The following is a 21,453-nucleotide window of genomic DNA, read 5'->3' on the forward strand; positions in this document are numbered from 1 at the left end:
GCCGTCCGCGATGGCGGGTTCGACCAGTTCGAGGGCGGCCTTGTGGCTACTACCGAGCCGGTGGAAGGTGTAGGTGGCCAGGAGTTCCGGTTCGGTGTCGATGATCCGGCCGACGAGGGGGTGGGCGAGCATCGCCCGGGCGGCCCCGGTGGCGTGTCGCACCAGGCCCGAGCGGACGCTCTCCTCGGCGACGTCGCTCCCGGCCGCCATCTCCTCGGCGATGAGGATGTGGCGGAGTTCGCGGGTGAGCAGGTCCGCGACGAGCGCGGTGACGTCGGGCCAGCGGCGGTACACGGTGGGCCGGCTGACCCCGGCGCGGCGGGCCACGTCGGTCAGGGTGGTGCGTCGTACACCGAACGACTCCACGCAGGCGCGGGCCGCGTCCAGGATCTCGTCCTCTACGTTACGTTTTGACGCCATGTGTAAAACTGTAGAGCATGACCCACGATGCGCAAGACTCCCCCGCCGGAACGACCGACGCCACCGGGAGCACCGACACCGCACCGGAGATGAGCTGGTTCGCCTGGGGCGACCCCGGGCGGGCCACCCGATTGGACCCCGGAACGCGCGACCTCATCACACAGGTCCTGCGCACCCGCACCGAGGACATGCCCCCGGTCCCGGAGGAGGACGTCGTCCTGCCCCCGACCCGCCTGGACGAACGTCTCCGTGACGCGTTCGCAGAGGTCGTCGGCGCCGAACACGTGCGAACCGACGGGCCCACCCGGCTGCGTCGCAGCGGCGGCAAGAGCACGCCCGACCTGCTCGCCCGCCGTTCCGGTCGGACCGACCTCGCGCCCGACGCGGTGCTGTCACCCGCCGACCACGAACAGGTGGAACGGCTCCTGGCGCTGTGCTCGGCCGAGCGCGTGGCGGTGGTCCCCTTCGGCGGTGGCACCAGCGTGGTCGGCGGCCTCACCCCGATCCGCGGTGACTTCCGGACGGTCGTCTCCCTGGACCTGCGACGGCTCGACCGGTTGGTGTCCCTGGACACCACCTCCCTGACCGCCGTGCTGAGCGCCGGTGTGCGCACCCCGCACGCCGAGGCGATGCTGGCCGAACACGGCCTGACCCTGGGACACATGCCGCAGAGCTACGAGTACGCCACCATCGGCGGGTACGCCGCGACCCGCTCCAGCGGCCAGGCCTCCTCCGGTTACGGCCGGTTCGAGGACATGGTCGTGGGCATGCGGGTGGCCACACCGCGCGGCACCCTGGAGTTGGGAGGGCCGCCCGCCTCCGCCGCCGGCCCCGACCTGCGTCGGCTCATGGTGGGTTCGGAGGGCACCCTGGGCGTGATCACGGAGGTCGCCGTGCGCGTGCGGCCCCGACCCGAACGCGTCCTGGACGAGGCCTGGTCCTTCCCCGATTACACGACCGGCGTGGCGGCGCTGCGCACGCTCGCCCAATCGGACGTGCGCCCCACCATGGCGCGGTTGTCCGACGAGACCGAGACGTTCGTGAACGCCGCGTTGGCCGGTCGTGAGGCCACGCCCGGCTGCCAGGCGGTGTTGGGCTTCGAGGGCACCGACTCCGACGTGACGGCGCGCGCGGCCGCCGTGCGCGAGGTCATGGTGGCGGCCGGTGGCACCCCGTTGGGGTCGGCCCCGGTGGCACACTGGCGCGAGACCCGGTTCACCACTCCGTACCTGCGCGACTCCCTGCTGTCCGCGGGCATCCTCGCCGAGACACTGGAGACCGCGGCGACCTGGAGTGACCTGGAGACGCTCTACCGGGCCGTGGTGGACGCCCTGACGGGCGCGCTGGACGACGACGTGAGCGGCGTGGTGGTGCTGTGCCACGTCTCGCACACCTACCCGACCGGGGCGTCCCTGTACTTCACGGTGGCCACGGGTGCGGGCGAGGACCCGTCGGCGCGCTGGGCCGAGGCCAAGCGAGCGGCTTCGGACGCGATCGTCGCCAACGGCGGCACCATCACCCACCACCACGCGGTGGGCACCGACCACCGGCCCTGGATGACGGACGAGTTGGGCCCGCTCGGCGCCGACGTGCTCCGCGCGGTGAAGTCCGCGCTGGACCCGGAGGGCGTGCTCAACCCCGGCAAGCTCATCCCCGACGCCTGACCCCGCTCCCGCGGGACCGGTGAGCCCGGAGCGGGTGGGGCCCCTCGCGGGGCCCTACCCGCCCAGCCGTTCGGTGACCTCGACGGCCAGGTCCTCCAAGGCGTCCAGGTCCTCCACGGGATCCACCGGACCATCCGTGCGGTGGAAGAGGCTCACCCGCGCGTTGTCGAACGAGTACTCCAGGGAGGACCACAGCTCGTCGGTCCCTTCCTCGTCCACCGGTCCGGACGCCGTGGCGTATCCCCCGTCGCCCACCGACAGAGAACGCCACTCCACCGCGCGCATCGGCGGGTCACCGTACTCCGACTCGAAGTCGTCGTCCTCACGGGCCAGTCGTCCTTGGGCGACGGACTCCCGCATGCGGCGCACGCTCTCCTCCTCGGCGGGGTCGTACAGCACCACCTGGAGGCTGAAGTGCGCGGTGTCACCGTCGACGTCGTCGGCCGCCTCGCAGTGGGCGACCTTGAGCACGTCCTCTTCCTCCACCGTGTCCCGGATCTGGCCGCCCAACTCGATCTCCCCCGCCCCGGGCAGACGTTCGGCCAGATCCACCGGGAGCAGGTCGGCGCAGTCCCCGGGCAGGGAAACGCCCTCGTCCCGGGTGTCGTTCGACCACACGTACAGCCCGCCCAGGGCCAGTGCCACCGCCGCGCCGACGCCGGCCAGGGCGAACGGAAGGCGGCGGCTCCGCTCGGGTGAGCGGCCGGATTCCGGAAGGGGCGTGTTCACTCGTGGGTTCCGTCTGTCTCGGTGGTCGGTCGGGATACTCGTTCGGTGGGCCCGGAGTTCGAAGACCCTCGGACCCGCCGAACGGAGGGGGTCACTTCTCGGCGACCCTCGAAATACGGCTTTGCAGGTCGGACGCGCTGCTCTCGATGGTGGCGTACACGGTCTCGATGTCGACACCGCCACTGTTCGTGCCGATCACGACCGCGCCGGCCGCGTTGCCCGACAGGAACACGCTCGCGCCGAAGCCGCCGCCCTCACCGAACTCGCCACCGTCCATGATCGAGACCACGGTCATGCCGCGTTCACCGATGCTGCTCTCGTCCCACAGAACCTGCCCCTCGGGGCCGTAGTCCAGGTCGAGGTCGCTGACCACACCCGGTTCGGTGGCATCCGCTCCGAACTCCTCCGCCGGGTCGAACTCCTCCTCCAGGATCTCCTGGAGCTGTTCCTCGGTGTCGGGGTGCTCCATGTCGAAGAGCTCGACGTGGAAGGAGACCATCAGGTCACCGGACTCGCCCTCACACGACATCTCACCGTAGGAACCGTCGGACGAGCCGCCCTCCGGGTCGAAGCCACCGTCGAAGGAGGGCATCGGACCGAAGTCGGAGTCCTCCAGCGAGTTGCCCTCGAACACGAGTGCGCAGTCGTCGGGCATGGAGACGTACTCACCACCGGAGGCCGCCCACGCCGCGATCCCGCCGATCGCCGCGATCAGTACGACCGCGCCGATGGCGCCGCCGACGATCAGACCGGTCTTCTTCTTGGGCTGCTCCGGGCCGCCGGGACCCTGCGGCCCGTACCCGGGCGGCGGACCCTGCGGCGGGTACTGCCCGTGCCCGGAGGGCGGACCTTGTGGGGGCTGCTGCCCGTACCCGGGCGGCGGGCCCTGTGGCGGATACTGCCCGTATCCGGGCGGCGGACCCTGCGGCGGCTGTCCGGGTTGTCCGGGTTGTCCGGGGAATGGTCCCTGCGGACCGGGTTGGGGCGGGGGCTGACCCATGGGGGAACCTCGTCGTCCTCGTGTCGGCTGTCGTGATCCGGAATGTTCCGGGGGAACTCCAGTCTTATCCGACACGGGAGACAGCCGGCCCCATACCGACGGTGATCACCGTCATTGGCCGGAACAGGCCGATGTCCCGACCGAGCAGGCGCGCTCGCCCTCCAGGACGAGCCACCCGCCGCGGGTTCCCCGCACGCGGATCATGGCCGTTCCCGCACCCCGCGCCCCCGAACCCGTCGACAATGGGTGGCGTGAAAGGACGACTCCGCATCCACCTGGGTTCGGCACCCGGGGTGGGCACCACCCACCACGCCCTGACCGAAGCCCGTCGCCGGGCCGAACGCGGCACCGACATCGTGATCGGCGCGGTGCACACCCACCGCAGAGTCGACACGGCGGCCCTGCTGCGTGGGCTCGAAACCGTTCCCGAGCACACCTCGGGGGCCATGGACACCGCCGCCGTCATCACCCGCGCCCCCGAACTCGTCGTCGTCGACGACCTGGCCAGGCCCAACCCACCGGGGGCGCCCAACCCGACCCGCTGGCAGGACGTGGAGGAGCTGCTCGTCGCCGGAATCGACGTTCTCTCCACCGTCGGCATCCACCACCTGGAGTCGCTGTACGACGTCGTCCACCAGATCACCGGGGTGCGCCCCGAGCACACCGTGCCCGACCGGGTGGTGCGTTCGGCGGAGGAGATCGAACTGGTCGACGTCACCCCGCAGGAACTGCGCCGACGTATGGCCCGCGGCGACCTGCACCCCGCCGAACGAGTGGACGCCGCCCTCGCCGACTTCTATCGCGAGGGCAACCTGGCGGCGCTGCGGGAACTGGCGCTGCTGTGGACCGCGGACCGGGTGGAGGAAGGACTCTCCCGGTACCGGGGCGAGCACAAGATCCGGGACACCTGGGAGGCCCGGGAACGGGTCGTCGTGGCACTGACCGGCGGACCCGAGGGAGAGACGCTGATCCGACGGGCGGCACGGGTCGCCGACCGGTCCCGCGGCGGTCGTCCGCAACCCAGCGATCTGATCGCGGTGCACGTGATCCCGCCCAGCGGCCTGGGAGAACGACCCACCGGAGAACTCCTGCGCCAACGTCGACTGCTCGCGGAACTGGGCGGCACCTACCACCAGGTGGTGGGGACGGACGTGCCGTCGGCGCTGTTGGAGTTCGCCCGGGGCGCGCACGCCACCCAGATCGTCCTGGGTTCCTCCCGCAGGCGCGCCTGGCAGTACGTGTTCGGTCCGGGTGTGGGCGCGATAGTGGCCCGCGAGTCCGGCGACATCGACGTGCACATCGTCACACACGAGGAGGTGGGCGGCGGCCGGTGGCTGCTGCCCGCTCCGGGTCGGGGGCTGAACGAACACCGCCGCGTGTGGGGATGGACGCTTTCGTTGATGGCTCCGCCGCTGGTCACCCTCATCCTGGCGCTGCCGTTCTTCTCGGAGGTCGGCCCCGCCTCCGACCCGCTGTTCCTGCTGCTCATCACGGTGGTGACCGCCGCGGTGGGCGGTCTGCCTCCCGCGATCGCCTCCGCGTTGTGGAGCGCGGTGCTGCTCACCGTGCTGTTGTCACCGTTGCACGACAGACCCTCGGTGTCGGTCGACAACTTCCTGGCGATGACCGCGCTGCTCCTGGTCGGGTCCCTGGTGGCGGTGATGGTGGAGATGGCCGCCCGCCGCTCGGCGCAGGCGGTGCGCGCCCGCGCCGAGGCAGACGCCGTCGCGGTGCTGGCCGCGAGCGTACTGGCCGGGAACGAGCCCCTACAGGCGCTGCTGCGGCGGATCCGGGAGACCTTCGGACAACGTTCGGCGACCCTCCTGGAACGGTTGGACGACGACCGTTGGCATCCGGTGCACAGCGTGGGCGCCCCGGCGTGTGACTCACCGGAGGACTCGGACGCGTTGGTTCCGGTGTCCGACAGCATCGTTCTGGCGTTGCGGGGCCGGGTCCTGCCCGCCGCCGACCGCGGGGTGCTCGGCGCGTTCGCCACCCACGTGGGCATCGCCCTGGAACAGCAGCGCCTGGCCTGGGACGCGGCGGAGGCCCGCGCCCAGGCGGCCGGGAACCGGATGCGCACCGCGCTGCTCGCGGCGGTCTCGCACGACCTGCGCACCCCGTTGACCTCGATCAAGGCGAGTGTGTCCAGCCTGCGCGCCACCGACATCGAGTTGTCCGACGAGGATCGGTCCGAGCTGCTCGAAACCGTGGAGGAGTCGGCGGACCGGCTGAACCGGCTCATCGGGAACCTGCTGGACATGAGCCGGGTGCAGACCGAGAGTGTGATTCCGCGCCTGCGGCCGGAGAACCTGGACGACGTCCTGTCGGCGACCCTGCTGGGGATTCCGGGCGATTCGGTGGTGGTCGACGTGCCCCACGAACTGCCTCGGGTGCGGGTGGACGCGGGGCTGTTGGAGCGGGCGATGGCCAACGTGGTGACCAACGCGGTGCGCTACAACCCGGCCCCCGGCTCCCCGGTGCTGGTCTCGGCCAGCGCGCACGAGGGGTACGTGCAGTTGCGGGTGGTGGACCGGGGCCCGGGGGTGTCGGACGAGGCCAAGCAGCGGATGTTCGAGGCGTTCCAGCGGTTGGGCGACGCGCCCCAGGGCACGGGCGTGGGTCTGGGGTTGGCGGTCGCCCGTGGTTTCGTTGAGGCGATGCACGGCACCCTGGCCCCCGAGGACACGCCGGGCGGCGGATTGACGATGGTGATCACGTTGCGTGCGGTGACACCGGTTGACGAGGAAGACGAGAGGCGGGCCGATGCGGGTCCTGGTCGTTGACGACGACGTGCAGATCATCCGCGCGATGCGGATCAACCTGCGAGCCCGAGGTTATGACGTGGACACCGCCAAGGACGGGGCGAGCGCGCTTCGCCTGGTGGAGGACCACCTGCCCACGGTGGTGTTGCTGGACCTGGGACTACCGGACATGGAGGGTGTGGAGGTCATCCAACGGCTGCGCGGGTGGACACAGGTGCCGATCATCGTGCTGTCGGCCCGGCATTCGGCCGGTGAGAAGGTGCGCTGCCTGGACCTGGGCGCGGACGACTACGTGACCAAGCCGTTCGGGATGGACGAGCTGCTGGCCCGAATGCGCGCCGCCGAACGCCGTGCCGTTCAGGTGGAGGAGGCCCCGATCGTGCGGACCGAGGCCTTCGAGGTGGACCTGGGCGCCAAGCGGGTGCTGCGCGACGGCGCAGAGGTGCGCTTGACCCCCACGGAATGGCACATCCTGGAGATCCTGGCCCGCAACGTCGGCCGCCTGGTGAGCCAGCGCCATCTACTGCACGACGTGTGGGGACCCGCCTACCAGAACGAGACCAACTACCTGCGGGTGTACCTGGCCCAGCTGCGTCGCAAGCTCGAACCGGACCCCTCCCGCCCTCGCCACCTGATCACCGAGGCCGGCCGCGGCTACCGCCTCGAACGCGACACCTGACCGCCCCCTGGACGCGCGTCCCCGAGTCCGGTGCGGCGGGGGTGTCAGGCGGGCACGTGGCACAGGTTCATGAGCAGCTCGAACTCGGGTGTTCCGACCTGACCGCGGTTGGCCTTGGCGACCGCCATGCACGGAGCGAACGCGCGCGCCCACTCCAGCAACCGGTCGCCGTCCACCTCCATGGTCTGGGAGAGCACGCTCACGCGGCGCTCCACCTCGGCCATGTCGGTGGCCTTCCACAGGGTCCAGTCGACGGCGTCCACGGCACCGTCGCCCAGGCAGGCGTGCGGGTCCAGGACCACCAGTCCCCGTGGGCCGCCGTCGATGACGTTGCCCGGGTGCAGGTCACCGTGGAGGGGGACGACGTCGACGTCACCGTTGGCGAGGTCACGGCCCTGGGCACTGGCTCGGTGCATCAGGGCGGCGGGCACGATCTCGGCCGCCGGTCCCTGCAGGCGCTCTCGGCTCCACCGGTCGAAGAGGAACTGCACGCGCGCGGTGAGCGGGCGCAGCTCCGCGCGCTGGTCCGGGCTCACCTCCACGCCGTGCAGCCGCGCGATGAGACCACCGATGGTCTCCATGGGCGGGACCACGCCGCCGGCGGCGACCGTGTCGCCCTCCACACGTTCCATCAGGATGGCACCGTGACCGGCGTCGAGCGCCCACACGTCGGGCACCCTCCGAGAAGCACCCCACATGCGCAGCAGACCCGCCTCGGCCACGGCCAGACCGCTGTCCGGGGAGAGCTTCAGGACGCCCTCGGTGTCGTCGGCGCGACGAACGTAGAGGACGACGGAGGTACGGCCGTGCGGAGCCGGTCCCTCCACCGTGAGTCGCCACTCCGCCGCCAGTCTCTCGACGACCGAGGGCAGCCCGGCCAGCCAGTCGACGACGTGGCCGCCGAAGCGCCGTATCAGCCGACGGCGTTGCCGTTCGTCGACGAACCGCGCTGTGACGTCGTTCATGGATCCACCTTAGATTCGGCCCCCTCGACACTTGTCGAGGTCCGAGCGCCGAGCCGCCGCGTCCGCCCTGCTTCAGGAAGGGAGCCGCCCGGACCGTCGCCGCACCGCGTGGGTGTCGACACGGCGGCGGGGAGCATGCCGCGGGCACGGGGAGTTCCCGCCCCTGAGGCATATACCCATCTCGACGGTCCGGGTAACGGAAATCTCGACGCTTCGTATTCTTTTCGTCATCGAGGGTGTTCGTCCGTGCACGTCAGGTGAGGCGGCCCTTGGCGGCCCGGTGCTGGGCCAGCAGGGTGTCCACGACCAGGTCGGACGGCCACAGCGGCGCGGTGAGGGCGGTGACGTCGAGCTCGCGGAGCAGGTCGAAGTCCGGTCCCTCCACCAGGTGCCAGGCGGCGACGGCGACGCGGTCGCGCCCGTCACGACGCAGTCGGTCGACGGCGTCGTGGACCGACGGCGCCCAGGTGCGCAGGTAACCGACCTGGACCGGGGAATCGAGGCGCCTGCTCAACATCCGGGCCACGTCCATGACCACCTGGCGTTCCTCGGCACCGGTGGTGCCGTCCGCGGCCAGGACCACACCGTCCTCGGCTCGCCGACCGGACTCGGCGAGGCGGCCGGCCAGGTCGGCGACGATCGAAGGGACCGCACCGAGTGGCGTGGTCCGGCAGGAGTCCTCCAGCCGGGTGAGGTCGAGCCGGGAGAACATGTGGGAGCTGGCGACGTCCCCACCGGCGACGAAGGCGGGGACCACCACCTTGGGTCCGCTCACGGAGCGGATCCTCTCGTCGACCTCGGCGGGACTTCCGAAGGCCGCCGTGACGGGCACCTCACCTCTTTCGGCGACCGCTTCGGCCAGCCCGCGCAGGGCCTCCCGGCGCTGCGCGTCACTCGAATCATCGGCTACGAGGACCATCGTGGGGACCATCCATGGCTCCTTGGAATCGCTTCATGAACCGCCGTTGCCCACCGAACGTAATGAGGTGTGGTTTCAGGGAGGTTCTCCGGTGTTACGCCGCGAAGAACAGTGAGCAATGGCTGCTATGGTTATCACCAGGGGATTCATTGGTGAACCATAACAATCCTCTAAAACCGACGCCCTGTCCACTTCCGGGAAAGTGACGCCGGTCGCCCCCTCTCCACCCGGGCGACCCACGGATCACCCATCCGAACCCCTGACAACAGGGATGATCTGCGGCAACACCTTTGTTCCGGGAAAAACCCGTCGATCCGCCAATCGCCGGAAGTTGTCGAACACCACACCCCCTCACCCACGGGCGACGGCGAACACAACTTCAGTGGGGACTTCTCCAGAGAAATCACCACATGTCCGCGCAAATGCAAATGCACGGCACATTTGCACGTGCCAGGGAATGCTCGGGGAAATTCCATCGGCCCGGGGACCTGCGATCACGCTCGGTGCGCACGCCGCCGGCACCCCGTACCCCCCCGAGAACCGCCACGCGCCCGCCCGAGACGAGCCAACTTCGACTACCACGCGTGAAAGAGCCGTGTCAAGGGTGCGAACTCCCCCACACCCCCATACCCGCACACCACTTGACGTGGGGAGACAGGGTGCGAGTCCGGTGTCATCACTTGCCAACCCGCCCCGACGCCGGCCACACTTGAACTCGACGGGGTGACTCCCCAGGGCCTCGATCGCCCCCGGTCCACCTCCGTCGCCGCGAGCCGGCGCCGCCGACAGGTGTACCGTCGCATCCCCCACATCCGTAACGCCTCGCGTCCGCAGAGCCGTCCAGACTGGAGTGAGCATGGCCGTCCACCCTCGGGTGCAGACGCTGACCCAGGCCTTTCTCGCCAATGCCGACCAAGAGGCCCCCGGTCTCGTCCAGGGCCTGTACCTGACCGGCTCGGTCGCTCTCGGCGATTTCCGCCCGCACACCAGCGACGTCGACTTCGTCATCGTCACCGAACGCCACCCGGTGGGGGAGGAACTCGACGCGCTGCGCCGCATCCACCACCGGACCAGACACCAGGTGTCCGCTCCGCAGTTCAACGGAATCCACGTCACCTGGGGCGAGCTGGGACGCGACCCCTCCGAGTGCGGCCCCGTCCCCTCCGTCATCAACGGTCGTTTCCGCACCCGCGCGAGCGCCGACGTCAACCCGGTGACCTGGCACGTCCTGGCCGAGCGCGGCGTCACCGTCCGCGGACCCCACCCGGCCGAACTGGACGTTTGGGACGAACCCGAGAGCCTGCGCACCTGGTCCCTGGGGTCGTTGGACGAGCAGTGGCGCCGCTGGCGGGAGAAGGCCGGGCGCCTGGTCACCCCCCGCGGATTGGCCGTCCTCGGCTCCCTCGCCCCGTCCTGGAGCGTGCTCAGCGTGAGCCGCCTGCACTTCACCCTCAAGACCGGCGAGATCACCTCCAAGTCCGGCGCGGGCGCCTACGCACTGCACGCCTTCCCCGAGCGCTGGCAGCGCATCGTCAACGAGTGCCTACGGGTGCGTCGCGGCGCCCGGTCGCCCTCCCTGTACGAGAGCGCGCTGGCCCGTCGTCGCGCCGCCCTGGACTACATCGAGATGGTCCTGGACGAGTCCTTGCGCCCCGGTCTGGTCACCTGAGCCAGGGCGCCCCTTGAGGCACCTTCCACGCCGTGGTCCTCTCCCTCGGTACCCCTCGGTCATGCCCCACGACTATTCTGGGTCGTATGACCATGCGCCCCATCGTCCGATTCGGCGATCCAGTCCTCGTCACCAAGACCACCCCCGTCACCACCTTCGACCAGCGCACGGAGAAGCTGGTGCGGGACCTGCTCGACACCGTCGACGCTCCCGGACGGGCCGGGGTGGCCGCCACCCAGATCGGCGTGGGCTCGCGGGTGTTCAGCTACGCCGTCGAGGATCGCATCGGGTACGTGATCAACCCCGAGATCGTGGAACTGTCCGAGGAACTCCAGGACTGCGACGAGGGCTGCCTGTCCATCCCCCGCCTCTGGTACCGCACCGAGCGCGCCCAGAGGGCCGTGGTCAAGGGCGTGGACCTGCGCAACGAGCCGATCACCGTGGAGGGCACCGGGCTCATGGCCCAGTGCCTACAGCACGAGACCGACCACTTGGACGGCATGCTCTACATCGACCGGCTCTCCCCCGAGGACCGCAAGCGGGCGCTGCGCGACATCCGTCATTCGGATTGGTTCCTGCCCGCGGAGAAGCCCGCGCCGACCACCGCGGTGCGCCTGCCCAGCGCCTTCGGCGGCAATTCCTGACCCTCGCTTGACCCGCCTCGGGGCCACTCCGGCCCCGGGGCCGCTCCCCTACCGGCCGGTACGTGCCGTTGTGGTCGTACTCCCCGGGTATCTTCGGACAGACCCCGCTCTCTCCTCCTCATCCTCACGAGTCAACTCACAGTGCACATAACACCACGATCTCGTATGGTCGGCTGAGGCACCTCTGCCCCTCCCGTGACGGAAGACGGACCGTCCTCGGGCATGGCCGACGCCCTCAGACCATCGCCGGAGCCCACATGACTTCCACTCCTCGCAACGCCTCACGACGCGCCCTGCCACTGGCCGCCGCCACCGTCGGCGCCGCGACCCTCCTGAGCCTGTCCGGGGTGGCCCACGCCGACCCCGACGACGTGGACATCGACGAACTGACCGAGCGCGCCGAAGAGCTGGAGGAGTCCTACGACGGCGAACTGCTCCAGTTCACCGAGATCAAGGACCGGGTGGACGAGGCCGAGGAGACCCTCGAAGAACTCGAAGGGCGCCTGGAAGGCTCGCGGACCGGGGTGTCCGCCATCGCCGCCGCCCAGTACAAGAGCGACGGCTTCGACCCGACTCTGCAGATCGTGTTCTCCAGCGAGCCGGAGGAGATGTTCGCCGACGCCGCGACCGTCAGCTACCTGGGCGAGAGCCAGGCCGAGGAGATCACCGACCTCATCGACCTGCGCGACGACCAGGCCACGGTCACCGAGGAGCTCCAGGGCGAGCTGGCGGAGGCCTCCGACCTCATCGACACCCTTGAGGAGGAGCGCGAGGAGGTCACCGAGCGCATCGCCGAGTACGAGGCGGAGCAGGTTCCCGAGACCCCCGGCGACGGCACCATCCCCGACAGCGCCCGCGGCGGCGGTTGGGACCAGACCCAGCCCCGGATGGCGGCCATCCGCGACGAGATCATCATGGAGTTCGGCGCGCCCTTCCCCGTGGGCTGTTTCCGCCCCAGCGCCGACGACCACGGTGATGGCCGGGCCTGCGACTTCATGATGAGCGCCAACGGCGCCTCCCCCTCCGAGGCCAACCGTCAGCTGGGAACCCAGATCGCCGACTACGGCATCGCCAACGCCGACCGACTGGGCATCAAGTACATCATCTGGGAACAGCAGATCTGGCAGTCGACCTCACGCCAGTGGACGTTCATGAACGACCGCGGCGACCTGACCCAGAACCACTACGACCACGTGCACATCAGCTCATACTGATCATTTCTTAGCGGCGCAGACCCCCGGCTTCAGCCGTGGGGAGGAAGTCAACGGATCGTTCGCACGCCCCATGCCGGTCAGCGGGATCGGCGAAGGGCCAAGGGGACGACGGCGGCGAGGGCGACGGTGACCACCGCGAACGCCGGCCCGTAGCCGAGCAGCTGGATCACCAGACCCAACCCGACGGAGCCCGCGCCGGTGCCGGCGTCGTATCCGATGTTCCACACCGCGCTGGCCCGGCCGTGTCCGGTGGGACCGGCCCGCTCCAGCATCACGGTGACGGTCTCGTTCTGTACCGCGCCGAAGCCCAGACCGAACAGGGCGGCGCCCGACAGCACCAGCGCGGCCGTCATCACGCCGGGGGCCGCGTCGCCGTTGCTCCACAGACCCGCCGCGAGCAGCCCCATGCCCAGCACCGCGACGATCGCTCCGGGCAGCAGCAGGATCGTGCGGCCGTGCCGGTCGAACAGCACCCCGGCGGTCCAACGCCCGGTCACCAACAACAGCGCGTACCCGGCCAGCAGGGCGCTGACCAGCCAGGCCGACTCCTCCAAGGGGATGGCGAGGAAGGTGACGATCCCACTGGCCGCCGAGGACAGCACCAGCATCAGGACCAGCGGCGCGGCCAGGGCGGCGAACAGGGGCAGGCCACGGGGTGCCGGCCGCGCGTCCTGGGGGGCCTCCCCCGCGTAGCGGAGCACGGCCCGGTTGCGGCCGCCGTCGGCGAACAGGATCCCCGAGGACAGCGCGGCGGCCACCACTCCGCAGATCCCGGTGAGCCAGAACGCGGTGTCGAAGCCGAACTGCAGGGCGAGCGCCACCCCACCGGGCAGGATGACGACCTGTGGCAGTCCCACGGCCAGACCGTAGTAGCCGGTGGCCCTGCCGACCTGGGCCGGGGGCACCAGGCGGGCGGCCAACGCGGTGCCGGCCACGCTCACCATGCCGAACCCGACACCCCGAACCGCCGACACGGCGATGAGCGGGCCGAGGTCGGTGGTGAGGGCGAACAACGGCGTTGGCAGGCCCATGATGAGCGCGCCGACCGGGAACGCCCACTGGTAACCGGCGGCCCGATCCAGCAGCCAGGGCATGCCCAACTGGGTCAGGACCGTGGTGAGCATGAAGACGGCCGTGGTGGCCCCGGCGCCGAACTCGCCGGCGCCACCACGGGAGGCCCACAGGGGTACCAGCGGTAGCACCGCCGCGAAGCCGCACAGGCCCACCGCCGTGGCCAGGATGAGGAGCGTGAATCCGCGGCCCCTCAGCCCAGGGATGTCAGCGGAGGAGGTGACGCTCCCAGAGGGAGAACCGGATCGGATCATCCCCCCTTTGTACCGGGGTCGACACGTACTGTCTAAACACCCTCTTCGTCCCGGTTCGCTCCGTCGCTCCGTTCGTGGAGCCGTTCGTCGAGCCATTCGCGCAGACGGGACACGAGGTCGGGATCGACCGCCCGTTCGGCGTGCCCCATGCCGGGGATGATCCACAGGTCCTTGGGGTGGCGCGCCGCGTCGTAGATGGCCGTGGCGTGGGTGACGGGGAAGTAGGCGTCGGAGTCGCCGTGCACCACCAGCAGGGGCGCGGGCGCGACCTGGCCGGCGATCTCTCGCGGTTCGGCCGGGATGGGGTTCCAGTGCCGGTCGGTGACCCTGACCTTGCGGAAGCGTCGGAGGATGGCCCTGCCCAGCGTTTTCTCGATGGCCAGGTGAAGCAGGCGCATGGCCCGGGTGCCCCGGTAGTACCAGCGACTGGGGCCGCTGACCGAGACCACCGCGGTGCTTCCGCCGTAGATGGCGGCGTGGCGGATGGCCACGGCCGCGCCCATGGAGAACCCGACGGTGGCGATCCGGTGGTAGCCGAGCTCGCGCAGTCGACCCACGACGGCCTCCAGGTCGTGGATCTCGGCGTTGCCGACGGTGCTGTGTCCCCCGGAGCCGTGATGCCCTCGGAAGTCGAAGGTCATGACGTCGCCGACGGACATCAGTCCCTCGGCGATGCCCCGGGTGGGCGGGCTCTGATGGCTGCCGGTGAAGCCGTTGGCCAGGACGACGGCGGTGGTGCGGGGTTCGATGCCGCGCAGCAGCACGGCGTCGATTCCCACCCCGTCGGAGGTGGTGAGTCGGTAACGGTGCTCCCGCGAACGTGCGGTGTGATGGTCGGTGGTGTCGGACACCGTTCCATCGTGCCCGATCATCACCGGCCGGTCGGTCCCGACCCCGGTGTGTCGTCCCCGGGCCGATAGCGCCGATCGATCCACTCGTCCGGGTGGAGTCGGCGTCCGTCCTGGTCACGACCGGCCCCCGGATAGGGGGTCGGGTCGTCGGAGAGGAAGTCGCCGGGGACGTGCCCGGGCGGGGGTGGAGGGGCGCCGTAGGGAGTGCTCGGTGGCGGGCCCTGCCGGTAGGGCGGTTGGGGCTGTTGTGGCTGTTGGGGCGGCAGAGGCGGCTGCGGGGGTCCGGGCCTCCCGGGCCAAGGCTCCTGATGGGACGGCGCGCCATAGGGGTTGCCTGGAACACCGGGAGGCGGACCCTGCGGAGCGGGCGCTCCGAGAGGCCCGGGGTTCCCGAACGGCGGGGTACCCGCGGGCGGACCCTGTCCCGGCGTCACCCCGGTGGCCTCCTGGGGTTCCGCCGCGCCCTCGACCGCCTCGAACTCGCCGGTGTACCCCTCCTCGCACTCGTCGTCGTAGTAGTCGTCCTCGTAGGCGGCGTACTCGTCGGCCTTGGCCAACTCCGAGGCCGGTGGGAAGACGATCGAGCGCAGGTTGAGGGCGACGTGTACGAGGATCGGCACGACCAGACTGCCCGTGCCCAGGTACAGGATGGTGAAGAGCGTGCCGGAGAAACCGGCACTGACCAGCCCCCACCAGCCCTGGTAGAGGTGGGCCAGGGAGAACAGCACCACCGACAGGACCGCGGCGATCCACAGCGGTACGTCCATGCTCGCCACCAGGACGATGAACAGTCCGCGGTAGAGCAGTTCGGCGAACACACCACCGGTGACGGCCATGCCCGCGGCCAGGGCGCGTTCCTTGGTGGTGCGCGGCAGCAGCAGGTACTGGCGACGACCCGGGTCGGGCAACGTCATGGGCTTGGCGGGCGCCCGGCGGCCGCGGTGACCACGGTGGCCCCTGCGCCCGCGCGACTCCTCCGAGGCGTCGTCGCCGCTCCCCTTCTTCCTGTTCCTCTTGCCGAGCGCCGGCAGCTTCCCAAGGGCCGGGAACCGCTCCTTGGTGGGCATGCCGTTGACCAGTAGCCAGAAGGCGAGCAACGCCACCAGGCCACCGAGGGCACCACCCACGATCGGACCCCACGCGTCGGGGAAGCGAAGCCCGAGGTCCACCGGGTGCAGCTCCGGCGAGGTGAGCACCACCGCGAGCACGAGCACGCCCCACAGGATGTGGACGCCCATCGTGACGGCGTACAGCAGTTCCAGGGCGCGGCCGTCGCCCTCGCGGCGGGACAGCCACGAGAACGCGCGTCTCCCGAGAAGCGGCTCACCGACCGCAGCGAAGAACAGGAGCAGGACCGTCAACAGGGTCCCGGTGAGACTGAACTGGGGAAGGATCTCCGACCAAGGCACGGGGCATAGCCTAGAAGACCATCTCGGGTCATAGCGCCCCGAAGTCTCCATCCGTGGATGATCATCGGTCCTCCCCTTGTGATCAGGCCGGTGAACCGCGACCGTAGAGAGTGTCACAGGTCACACTTTCGGTGGTGGCTCTGGAGACCACCACCCGGACCCCGAAGGGCTGGGTAGCAGGGATGGTAGATCGAGCCGTAGCAGCACCGAGGGCCGACCGGCCCCAGAACATCCGCAACGTCGCCCTCGTCGGCCCGACCGGGGCCGGCAAGACGAGCCTGGTCGAGGCGCTCCTCCTCACCGCCGGGGAGATTCGACGCCCCGGCAGCGTGGAAGAGGGCACGACCGTCAGCGATCACGACGACGTCGAGATCCGCCGCCACCGGTCCGTGCACCTCACGGTGAGCCCGGTGATGGTGGACGGGGTCAAGGTGAACCTGCTGGACACCCCCGGATACGCCGACTTCATCGGGGCGATGCGCGCCGGCCTGCGCGGCGCCGACGCCGCCCTGTTCGTGATCTCCGCCCTGGACGGGGTGGACGGCCGCACCCGACTGTTGTGGCGCGAGTGCGCCGCCGTGGGCATGCCGCGAGCGGTGGCCGTCACCAAGATCGACCACCCGCGCGCCGACTTCGAGGGCGTGGTCGCCCAGTGTCGAGAGTCCTTCGGTTCGGGGGTGCACGCCGCCTACGTCCCCGCGTTCGAGGGCGATGGTGACCGACGCTCGCTCGTGGGCCTGTGGGGACTGGTCTCCGAGCGTTACTACGACTACTCCGATGGGGGCGGGCCCGGGTCCGCCCCCATCTCGCGTCTCGCGCCGGACCGGTTGGTCGAGGCCGCGGGGCCGCTCCGCGAGACCCTCGTCGAGGAGGTCATCACCGAGAGCGAGGACGAGGCGCTCATGGAGCGCTACATGGAAGGGGGAACCCTCGACCCGGACCTGCTCATCGCGGACCTGAAGCAGGCGGTGGCGGCGGGCGGGTTCCATCCGGTGCTGGCGCTCAGTCCCACCCGTGGCGTGGGGGTCCGGGAGCTGCTGCGCGAACTTCCGCTGTCCTGCCCCGATCCACTCCGGCGTCCCTTTCCGACGGTGGTCCGGCCGGACGGGCGCCCCGTGGAGGGGTTGTCCTGCGACCCGGACGGCCCTCTGGTGGCGGAGGTCCTGAGCACCACCGGCGACCCGTACGTGGGCCGGATGAGCCTGGTCCGGGTGTTCTCCGGCACCCTGACCCCGGATTCCGCAGTGCACCTGCACGGCCACGGAATGGGTTCGAGCCTGGGCCGCTCTGACGAGCTCGACCGCACCGGCGACGACGCGCGGATCGGCGCATTGTCGGTTCCGTTGGGCCGCGAGGCCCGCCCCGTCGACGCGGTGATCGCCGGTGACCTGGGCACGGTCGCCAAGTTACCGGCCGCGCGCACCGGCGACACCCTCTCCTCGCCGGAACTCCCGCTGCGGGTGTCCCCGTGGGCGTTCCCGGATCCGATGATGCCGGTGGCGCTCACCGCCGCCTCCTCTTCGGACGAGGACAAGCTCTCCCGGGCGGTGTCCCGACTGGTGGCCGAGGACCCCTCGCTGCGGGTGGAGGTCGACCCCGAGACCCACCAGATGGTCCTGTGGAGCCTGGGGGAAGCGCACCTCGACGCGGCCCTCGATCGGTTGGAACACCGGGACGGCGTGCGGGTCCGCACCGACGACATCCGCGTCCCGCTCCGGGAGACGTTCTCCATGCCCGCCCAGGGCACCGGCCGCAACGTGAAGCAGAGCGGTGGCCACGGTGAGTTCGGGGTCTGCCGGATCCGGGTGGAGCCGCTGGAGTCCGGTGCGGGGTTGGAGTTCGTCGACCGGATCGTGGGCGGTGTGGTGCCGCGCCAGTTCATCCCATCAGTGGAGAAGGGCGTGCGCGCACAGATGGCCGAGGGGGTGGATGACGGCCACCCGCTGGTGGACCTGCGGGTCACGTTGTACGACGGCAAGGCCCACTCGGTGGACTCCTCCGACATGGCCTTCCAGAAGGCTGGGCGTCTGGCCCTTCGCGACGCCGCCTCGACCTGTGACCGCACGGTGCTGGAACCGGTGGACAGCGTGACCGTGGAGGTGGACGAGGCCCATCTGGGAGCGGTGCTCAGCGACCTGTCGGCCCGGCGTGGCCGGGTGGTGGGCACCGAGGCGGTCGACGGCGGCCGGGTGAGCGTCCGGGCGCAGGTCCCGGAGTTGGAGATCGTGCGCTACGCGGTGGAACTGCGGTCGGTCTCGCACGGCACCGGCGAGTTCACCCGCGACTACCTCCGCCACGAACGTCTGCCCGATCACATACGCCGTCGTTAGGGCGTGTCAAAGGACGCGGCCGGGTCGGGTGCGGTCGGCCAGGGCGTCGAAGCGGAACGTGTTGACCGGGTGGCTGGAGAGCAGGTTGACCAGCATGACGAAGAACCCGGTGTCGGTGTGCGCGCGTGCGGCGATGTCGTCGAAGTCCACGTCCCGGTACAGGTACTTGCCCGCGGCCAGGATCCGCAGCCCTTGGACCCCTTCGGGGCAGTACTCGTAGGCGTGGTTGTCGGCGGTGTACTCCTGGGCGCGTCCCAGGGTGCTGCCCACCCCGGGGATGATGTTGGCGACCGAAACCCCGAACTGCCGCCAGAACGACGTGTGTCCGGCGGCGATGTGGCCCACCTCGTGACCGATCACGAAGCGCAGCGCGTCCGGGTCACGGGCGCCCACCTCGAACAGGTCGCTGTTGACGGCGACGTAGCGGCGGAACCCGTGGCCGGACGCGAACGCGTTGACGACGCCGTTGCCGAGCACCACGTAGGCGTCGGGCACCTGGTGCATGCCGAAGCGTTCGGCGGCCTCGGTCACCATCCGGTACGCCTCGGGGAACTGTTCCTCGGTGATGCGCACCCCGTTGACCCGCTGGCGGGCGTAGAGCTGGCCCCGCACGAAGTACACCAGCGCGGGGATGCTCAGCAGCAGCAACGGCTCGTTGGGGTCACCGGACAGGGCACGGCTGACCGCGCCCGCGATGGTGAACAGCGTGACCAGGACACATCCCATCAGAATGGGTGTTTCCCGGTGATGTCGCAGGGACCGGCGCACACGGGGGTCACCCCATCGCCACGGGATGGCCCCCACGCGCGGTCAGTACCGGTACTGGGAGCCGGGCCGATCGTCGTCGACCCCGGGGGGCGGGGGTGCGTCGTGTGCTCCGCCCGCCGGAGGCGGACCGCCGTAGGCCGGACCGGCCGGGGGACCGGAGGGCGGCGGAGGCGCCCCCTCCTCGTCCATGAGGGCGGCCATGTCCGCGGACAGGGTCGACTCCTCTCCCCTGCCACCGTGCCACTCGTCGCGCGGCTCCCGATCCTGTTCGCCCATGACCGCGCCCATGTCGGCGTCGGCGGTGGACTCCACGGCGGGCTCGTCGGGCGCCGGCCAGGACGAGGCGAGGAACGCGCTGTCGTAGGCGTCGTTGCTCTCACCGAACGGCGATCCCGTGGGGGGCGGTCCGGTGAGCGGGTCCGACCCGCTCTCGGAGGGCGGCGGGAAACCCGCATAGGCGTCCTGCGGCCCCGAGGGCACAGCCATGTATCCGTCCGCCACAGGGTCCGGGGCGGCGTAGCCCCCGGAGGAGGCCATGCTCTCGCCGCCGCCGGTGTGGGCGCGCGGGTCCGCCGCCTCGGTGGGAGCGGGTCCGGCGAAGGCCGGTCCGGCCGGAACCTCGGTCGGCGGCAGGCTCGGCGTCGACGGGTTCTGGTTGTCGCTGCCCAGGTAGGACAGGGCGGCCACGGTCATCGCGGCGAGCCCGGCACGCAGCGTGGGTTCGCGGGCCGGCGAGAAGAACGGCGAGTGGTTGCTCGGGACGTTGCCCATCTTCTCGTAGGGCGTGTCACCGGGGGCCGCCTCCCACACGTCGTGCGGGGTGGCGCCCACGAACCAGAACACGTACGGGATGGGCTGCGGGTCCTCGGGCAGACCGAAGCGGCAGAAGTCCTCGGTGGCCGGGGAGGGATCCGGCAGGTGGATGACGTACTCCTCGCCGAAGTAGGCGAGGTGCGCGGAGGCGACGTCGGAGGTGCTCGTCGGGTCGTTGTGGGTGACCCCACTGCCCTGGAAGCGCTCGACCCGGGGTTCGCGGCCGGCGCCGGAGGCCGCGGCCTCGGCGCGCACGATCCGCTCGATCGCCTGTTCCAGCTGCTCGGTGACGTTCTCGTTCAGCGCCCGGGTGCTGATCTCCAGGTACGCCTCGTCGGGGATGATGTTGGCCTTGGTGCCGGCCTGGATCCTGCCGACGGTGAGGACCGCCATCTCGCTGGGGCTGATCTCTCGGGAGACCACGCCCTGGAGGCGGCTGACGATGTTGGCCGCGATGAGCACCGGATCGACGGTGGTGTGCGGTTGGGAGGCGTGTCCGCCCTCGCCGAAAACGCGCACCCGGTAGGCGTTGGCGGCGCCGAGGATGATGCCGGCGCGGTGGGAGATGAGTCCTGCGGGCTGCGGGCCGAGGTGCTGGCCGAGGATGACGTCGGGGCGCCCGAACCGGTCGTACAGACCGTCGTCGATCATGCCCTGGGCGCCGTCGAGGGTCTCCTCACCCGGCTGGGCCACGATCATGAGGGTGCCGGCCCACTCCTGGCGGGTCTCCGACAGCAGGTCCGCGACACCGACCAGGCAGGCGGTGTGCGCGTCGTGGCCGCAGGCGTGCATGACGGGCACCTCGACGCCCTCGTCGTCCACAGCCTTGGCCGTACTGGCGTAGGGCAGCCCGGTCTTCTCCTCCAGGGGAAGCGCGTCCATGTCGGCCCGCAGCATCACCGTTGGCCCGGGGCCGTTGCGCAGGATGCCGACCACACCGGTTCCGCCGACGCCCTTGTGGACCTCGTAGCCGGTTCGGGTCAGCCATTCCGCGACGACACTGGCGGTGCGCTGTTCGGAGTGTGAGAGCTCCGGGTTCTTGTGCAGATCGACGTAGACCCCCTCCACGAGCGGGAAGATCTCGTCGAGGAGTCTCATGACCACGCTTCCGTGCTGAGCGGCACGGTTGGGGTCCACCGCGTGCGGCACGGTTTCCACCGCCTTCTTCGTTCTCGTCCTGGCAGAGGCTGCAAGGGGAACAGCCGCCTTCCTGCACCTTATCTTTGGGAGGGTCGCGGATTCACACCGGCGCGTCCCGTCCATAGGTCCGATGATGGGCACCTTGGGTG

General features: G+C 70.5%; 17 protein-coding genes. 7 read left to right on the forward strand and 10 right to left on the reverse strand.

The features are described from left to right. A partial coding sequence (locus ABZ717_RS21515; RefSeq protein ID WP_358513290.1) for a helix-turn-helix domain-containing protein occupies nt 1–420 on the reverse strand: 420 nt, incomplete at its 3' end. A 17-nt stretch (nt 421–437) separates the two neighbouring features. On the opposite strand from ABZ717_RS21515, the gene ABZ717_RS21520 reads away from it, so the two are divergent. Next, entirely contained in the window at nt 438–2,084 is a 1,647-nt protein-coding gene (locus ABZ717_RS21520) for an FAD-binding oxidoreductase (protein ID WP_358513292.1), read from the forward strand. Nucleotides 2,085–2,138: 54 nt separating this feature from the next. Here the strand turns inward: ABZ717_RS21520 and ABZ717_RS21525 are convergent, their stop codons facing one another. Beyond that, entirely contained in the window at nt 2,139–2,813 is a 675-nt protein-coding gene (locus ABZ717_RS21525) for a hypothetical protein (RefSeq protein ID WP_358513294.1), read from the reverse strand. 91 nt (nt 2,814–2,904) lie between these two features. Next, complete coding sequence (locus ABZ717_RS21530; protein WP_358513296.1) at nt 2,905–3,813, reverse strand: hypothetical protein; 909 nt, start codon at nt 3,811–3,813, stop codon at nt 2,905–2,907. A gap of 242 nt (nt 3,814–4,055) precedes the next feature. Between ABZ717_RS21530 and ABZ717_RS21535 the strand changes: the two genes are divergently transcribed. Together ABZ717_RS21535 and ABZ717_RS21540 are read left to right on the forward strand one after the other, a co-directional pair. Further along, nucleotides 4,056–6,599 carry an ATP-binding protein gene (locus ABZ717_RS21535; protein ID WP_358513298.1) on the forward strand — a complete coding sequence of 848 codons (2,544 nt, stop codon included), beginning with the start codon at nt 4,056–4,058 and terminating at the stop codon, nt 6,597–6,599. Next, nucleotides 6,580–7,257, forward strand: coding sequence for a response regulator transcription factor (locus tag ABZ717_RS21540; RefSeq protein ID WP_358513300.1), 678 nt, complete (start codon nt 6,580–6,582; stop codon nt 7,255–7,257). The genes ABZ717_RS21535 and ABZ717_RS21540 overlap by 20 nt, the downstream gene beginning before the upstream one ends. Before the next feature lie 44 nt (nt 7,258–7,301). On the opposite strand, the gene ABZ717_RS21545 is transcribed toward ABZ717_RS21540, so the two are convergent. Both ABZ717_RS21545 and ABZ717_RS21550 read right to left on the reverse strand, forming a co-directional pair. Next, on the reverse strand, nt 7,302–8,222 hold the full coding sequence (locus tag ABZ717_RS21545; RefSeq protein ID WP_358513302.1) for an aminoglycoside phosphotransferase family protein: 921 nt from the start codon (nt 8,220–8,222) through the stop codon (nt 7,302–7,304). Nucleotides 8,223–8,475: 253 nt separating this feature from the next. Then, nucleotides 8,476–9,153 carry a CbiX/SirB N-terminal domain-containing protein gene (locus tag ABZ717_RS21550; protein WP_358513304.1) on the reverse strand — a complete coding sequence of 226 codons (678 nt, stop codon included), beginning with the start codon at nt 9,151–9,153 and terminating at the stop codon, nt 8,476–8,478. Nucleotides 9,154–9,997: 844 nt separating this feature from the next. Between ABZ717_RS21550 and ABZ717_RS21555 the strand changes: the two genes are divergently transcribed. The 3 genes from ABZ717_RS21555 (at nt 9,998) to ABZ717_RS21565 (ending at nt 12,668) form a co-directional block, all read left to right on the forward strand. Then, nucleotides 9,998–10,810 (forward strand): aminoglycoside adenylyltransferase domain-containing protein, encoded by an 813-nt coding sequence (locus ABZ717_RS21555; RefSeq protein ID WP_358513306.1) that lies wholly within the window; start codon nt 9,998–10,000, stop codon nt 10,808–10,810. An 86-nt stretch (nt 10,811–10,896) separates the two neighbouring features. Further along, complete coding sequence (gene def / locus ABZ717_RS21560; protein ID WP_358513308.1) at nt 10,897–11,454, forward strand: peptide deformylase; 558 nt, start codon at nt 10,897–10,899, stop codon at nt 11,452–11,454. Between the two features lie 257 nt (nt 11,455–11,711). Beyond that, nucleotides 11,712–12,668 (forward strand): hypothetical protein, encoded by a 957-nt coding sequence (locus ABZ717_RS21565; RefSeq protein ID WP_358513310.1) that lies wholly within the window; start codon nt 11,712–11,714, stop codon nt 12,666–12,668. A 77-nt stretch (nt 12,669–12,745) separates the two neighbouring features. Here ABZ717_RS21565 and ABZ717_RS21570 read toward each other — a convergent pair whose 3' ends face one another. Genes ABZ717_RS21570 through ABZ717_RS21580 form a run of 3 tightly spaced genes read right to left on the reverse strand, consistent with a single transcriptional unit; the run spans nt 12,746 to nt 16,253 of the window. Continuing rightward, the gene (locus ABZ717_RS21570; protein WP_358513312.1) at nt 12,746–13,993 is read right to left on the reverse strand and encodes an MFS transporter; all 1,248 of its coding nucleotides are present in this window, start codon (nt 13,991–13,993) and stop codon (nt 12,746–12,748) included. Nucleotides 13,994–14,025: 32 nt separating this feature from the next. After that, the gene (locus ABZ717_RS21575) at nt 14,026–14,844 is read right to left on the reverse strand and encodes an alpha/beta fold hydrolase (protein WP_358513314.1); all 819 of its coding nucleotides are present in this window, start codon (nt 14,842–14,844) and stop codon (nt 14,026–14,028) included. Nucleotides 14,845–14,864: 20 nt separating this feature from the next. Beyond that, nucleotides 14,865–16,253 carry a CPBP family intramembrane glutamic endopeptidase gene (locus ABZ717_RS21580; protein ID WP_358513316.1) on the reverse strand — a complete coding sequence of 463 codons (1,389 nt, stop codon included), beginning with the start codon at nt 16,251–16,253 and terminating at the stop codon, nt 14,865–14,867. 182 nt (nt 16,254–16,435) lie between these two features. On the opposite strand from ABZ717_RS21580, the gene ABZ717_RS21585 reads away from it, so the two are divergent. Beyond that, nucleotides 16,436–18,583 (forward strand): elongation factor G-like protein EF-G2, encoded by a 2,148-nt coding sequence (locus ABZ717_RS21585; RefSeq protein WP_358513318.1) that lies wholly within the window; start codon nt 16,436–16,438, stop codon nt 18,581–18,583. 6 nt (nt 18,584–18,589) lie between these two features. On the opposite strand, the gene ABZ717_RS21590 is transcribed toward ABZ717_RS21585, so the two are convergent. Continuing rightward, nucleotides 18,590–19,309: a M48 family metallopeptidase gene (locus ABZ717_RS21590; RefSeq protein WP_358513320.1), complete on the reverse strand. Its 720-nt coding sequence runs from the start codon at nt 19,307–19,309 to the stop codon at nt 18,590–18,592. Between the two features lie 84 nt (nt 19,310–19,393). Further along, on the reverse strand, nt 19,394–21,322 hold the full coding sequence (locus ABZ717_RS21595; RefSeq protein ID WP_358513322.1) for an amidohydrolase: 1,929 nt from the start codon (nt 21,320–21,322) through the stop codon (nt 19,394–19,396). Nucleotides 21,323–21,453: the final 131 nt, after the last annotated feature.

It is taken from the genome of Nocardiopsis sp. NPDC006832, from assembly GCF_040635885.1.
Lineage (GTDB): Bacteria > Actinomycetota > Actinomycetes > Streptosporangiales > Streptosporangiaceae > Nocardiopsis.

Excerpts from the sequence above, each read along its gene's own strand:
- ABZ717_RS21520 (WP_358513292.1), top strand. The coding sequence starts at position 438 with ATGACCCACGATGCGCAAGACTCCCCCGCCGGAACGACCGACGCCACC.
- ABZ717_RS21530 (WP_358513296.1), bottom strand. The coding sequence starts at position 3,813 with ATGGGTCAGCCCCCGCCCCAACCCGGTCCGCAGGGACCATTCCCCGGA.
- ABZ717_RS21535 (WP_358513298.1), top strand. The coding sequence starts at position 4,056 with ATGGGTGGCGTGAAAGGACGACTCCGCATCCACCTGGGTTCGGCACCC.
- ABZ717_RS21540 (WP_358513300.1), top strand. The coding sequence starts at position 6,580 with ATGCGGGTCCTGGTCGTTGACGACGACGTGCAGATCATCCGCGCGATG.
- ABZ717_RS21545 (WP_358513302.1), bottom strand. The coding sequence starts at position 8,222 with ATGAACGACGTCACAGCGCGGTTCGTCGACGAACGGCAACGCCGTCGG.
- ABZ717_RS21550 (WP_358513304.1), bottom strand. The coding sequence starts at position 9,153 with ATGGTCCCCACGATGGTCCTCGTAGCCGATGATTCGAGTGACGCGCAG.
- ABZ717_RS21555 (WP_358513306.1), top strand. The coding sequence starts at position 9,998 with ATGGCCGTCCACCCTCGGGTGCAGACGCTGACCCAGGCCTTTCTCGCC.
- def (WP_358513308.1), top strand. The coding sequence starts at position 10,897 with ATGACCATGCGCCCCATCGTCCGATTCGGCGATCCAGTCCTCGTCACC.
- ABZ717_RS21565 (WP_358513310.1), top strand. The coding sequence starts at position 11,712 with ATGACTTCCACTCCTCGCAACGCCTCACGACGCGCCCTGCCACTGGCC.
- ABZ717_RS21570 (WP_358513312.1), bottom strand. The coding sequence starts at position 13,993 with ATGATCCGATCCGGTTCTCCCTCTGGGAGCGTCACCTCCTCCGCTGAC.
- ABZ717_RS21585 (WP_358513318.1), top strand. The coding sequence starts at position 16,436 with ATGGTAGATCGAGCCGTAGCAGCACCGAGGGCCGACCGGCCCCAGAAC.
- ABZ717_RS21590 (WP_358513320.1), bottom strand. The coding sequence starts at position 19,309 with ATGGGATGTGTCCTGGTCACGCTGTTCACCATCGCGGGCGCGGTCAGC.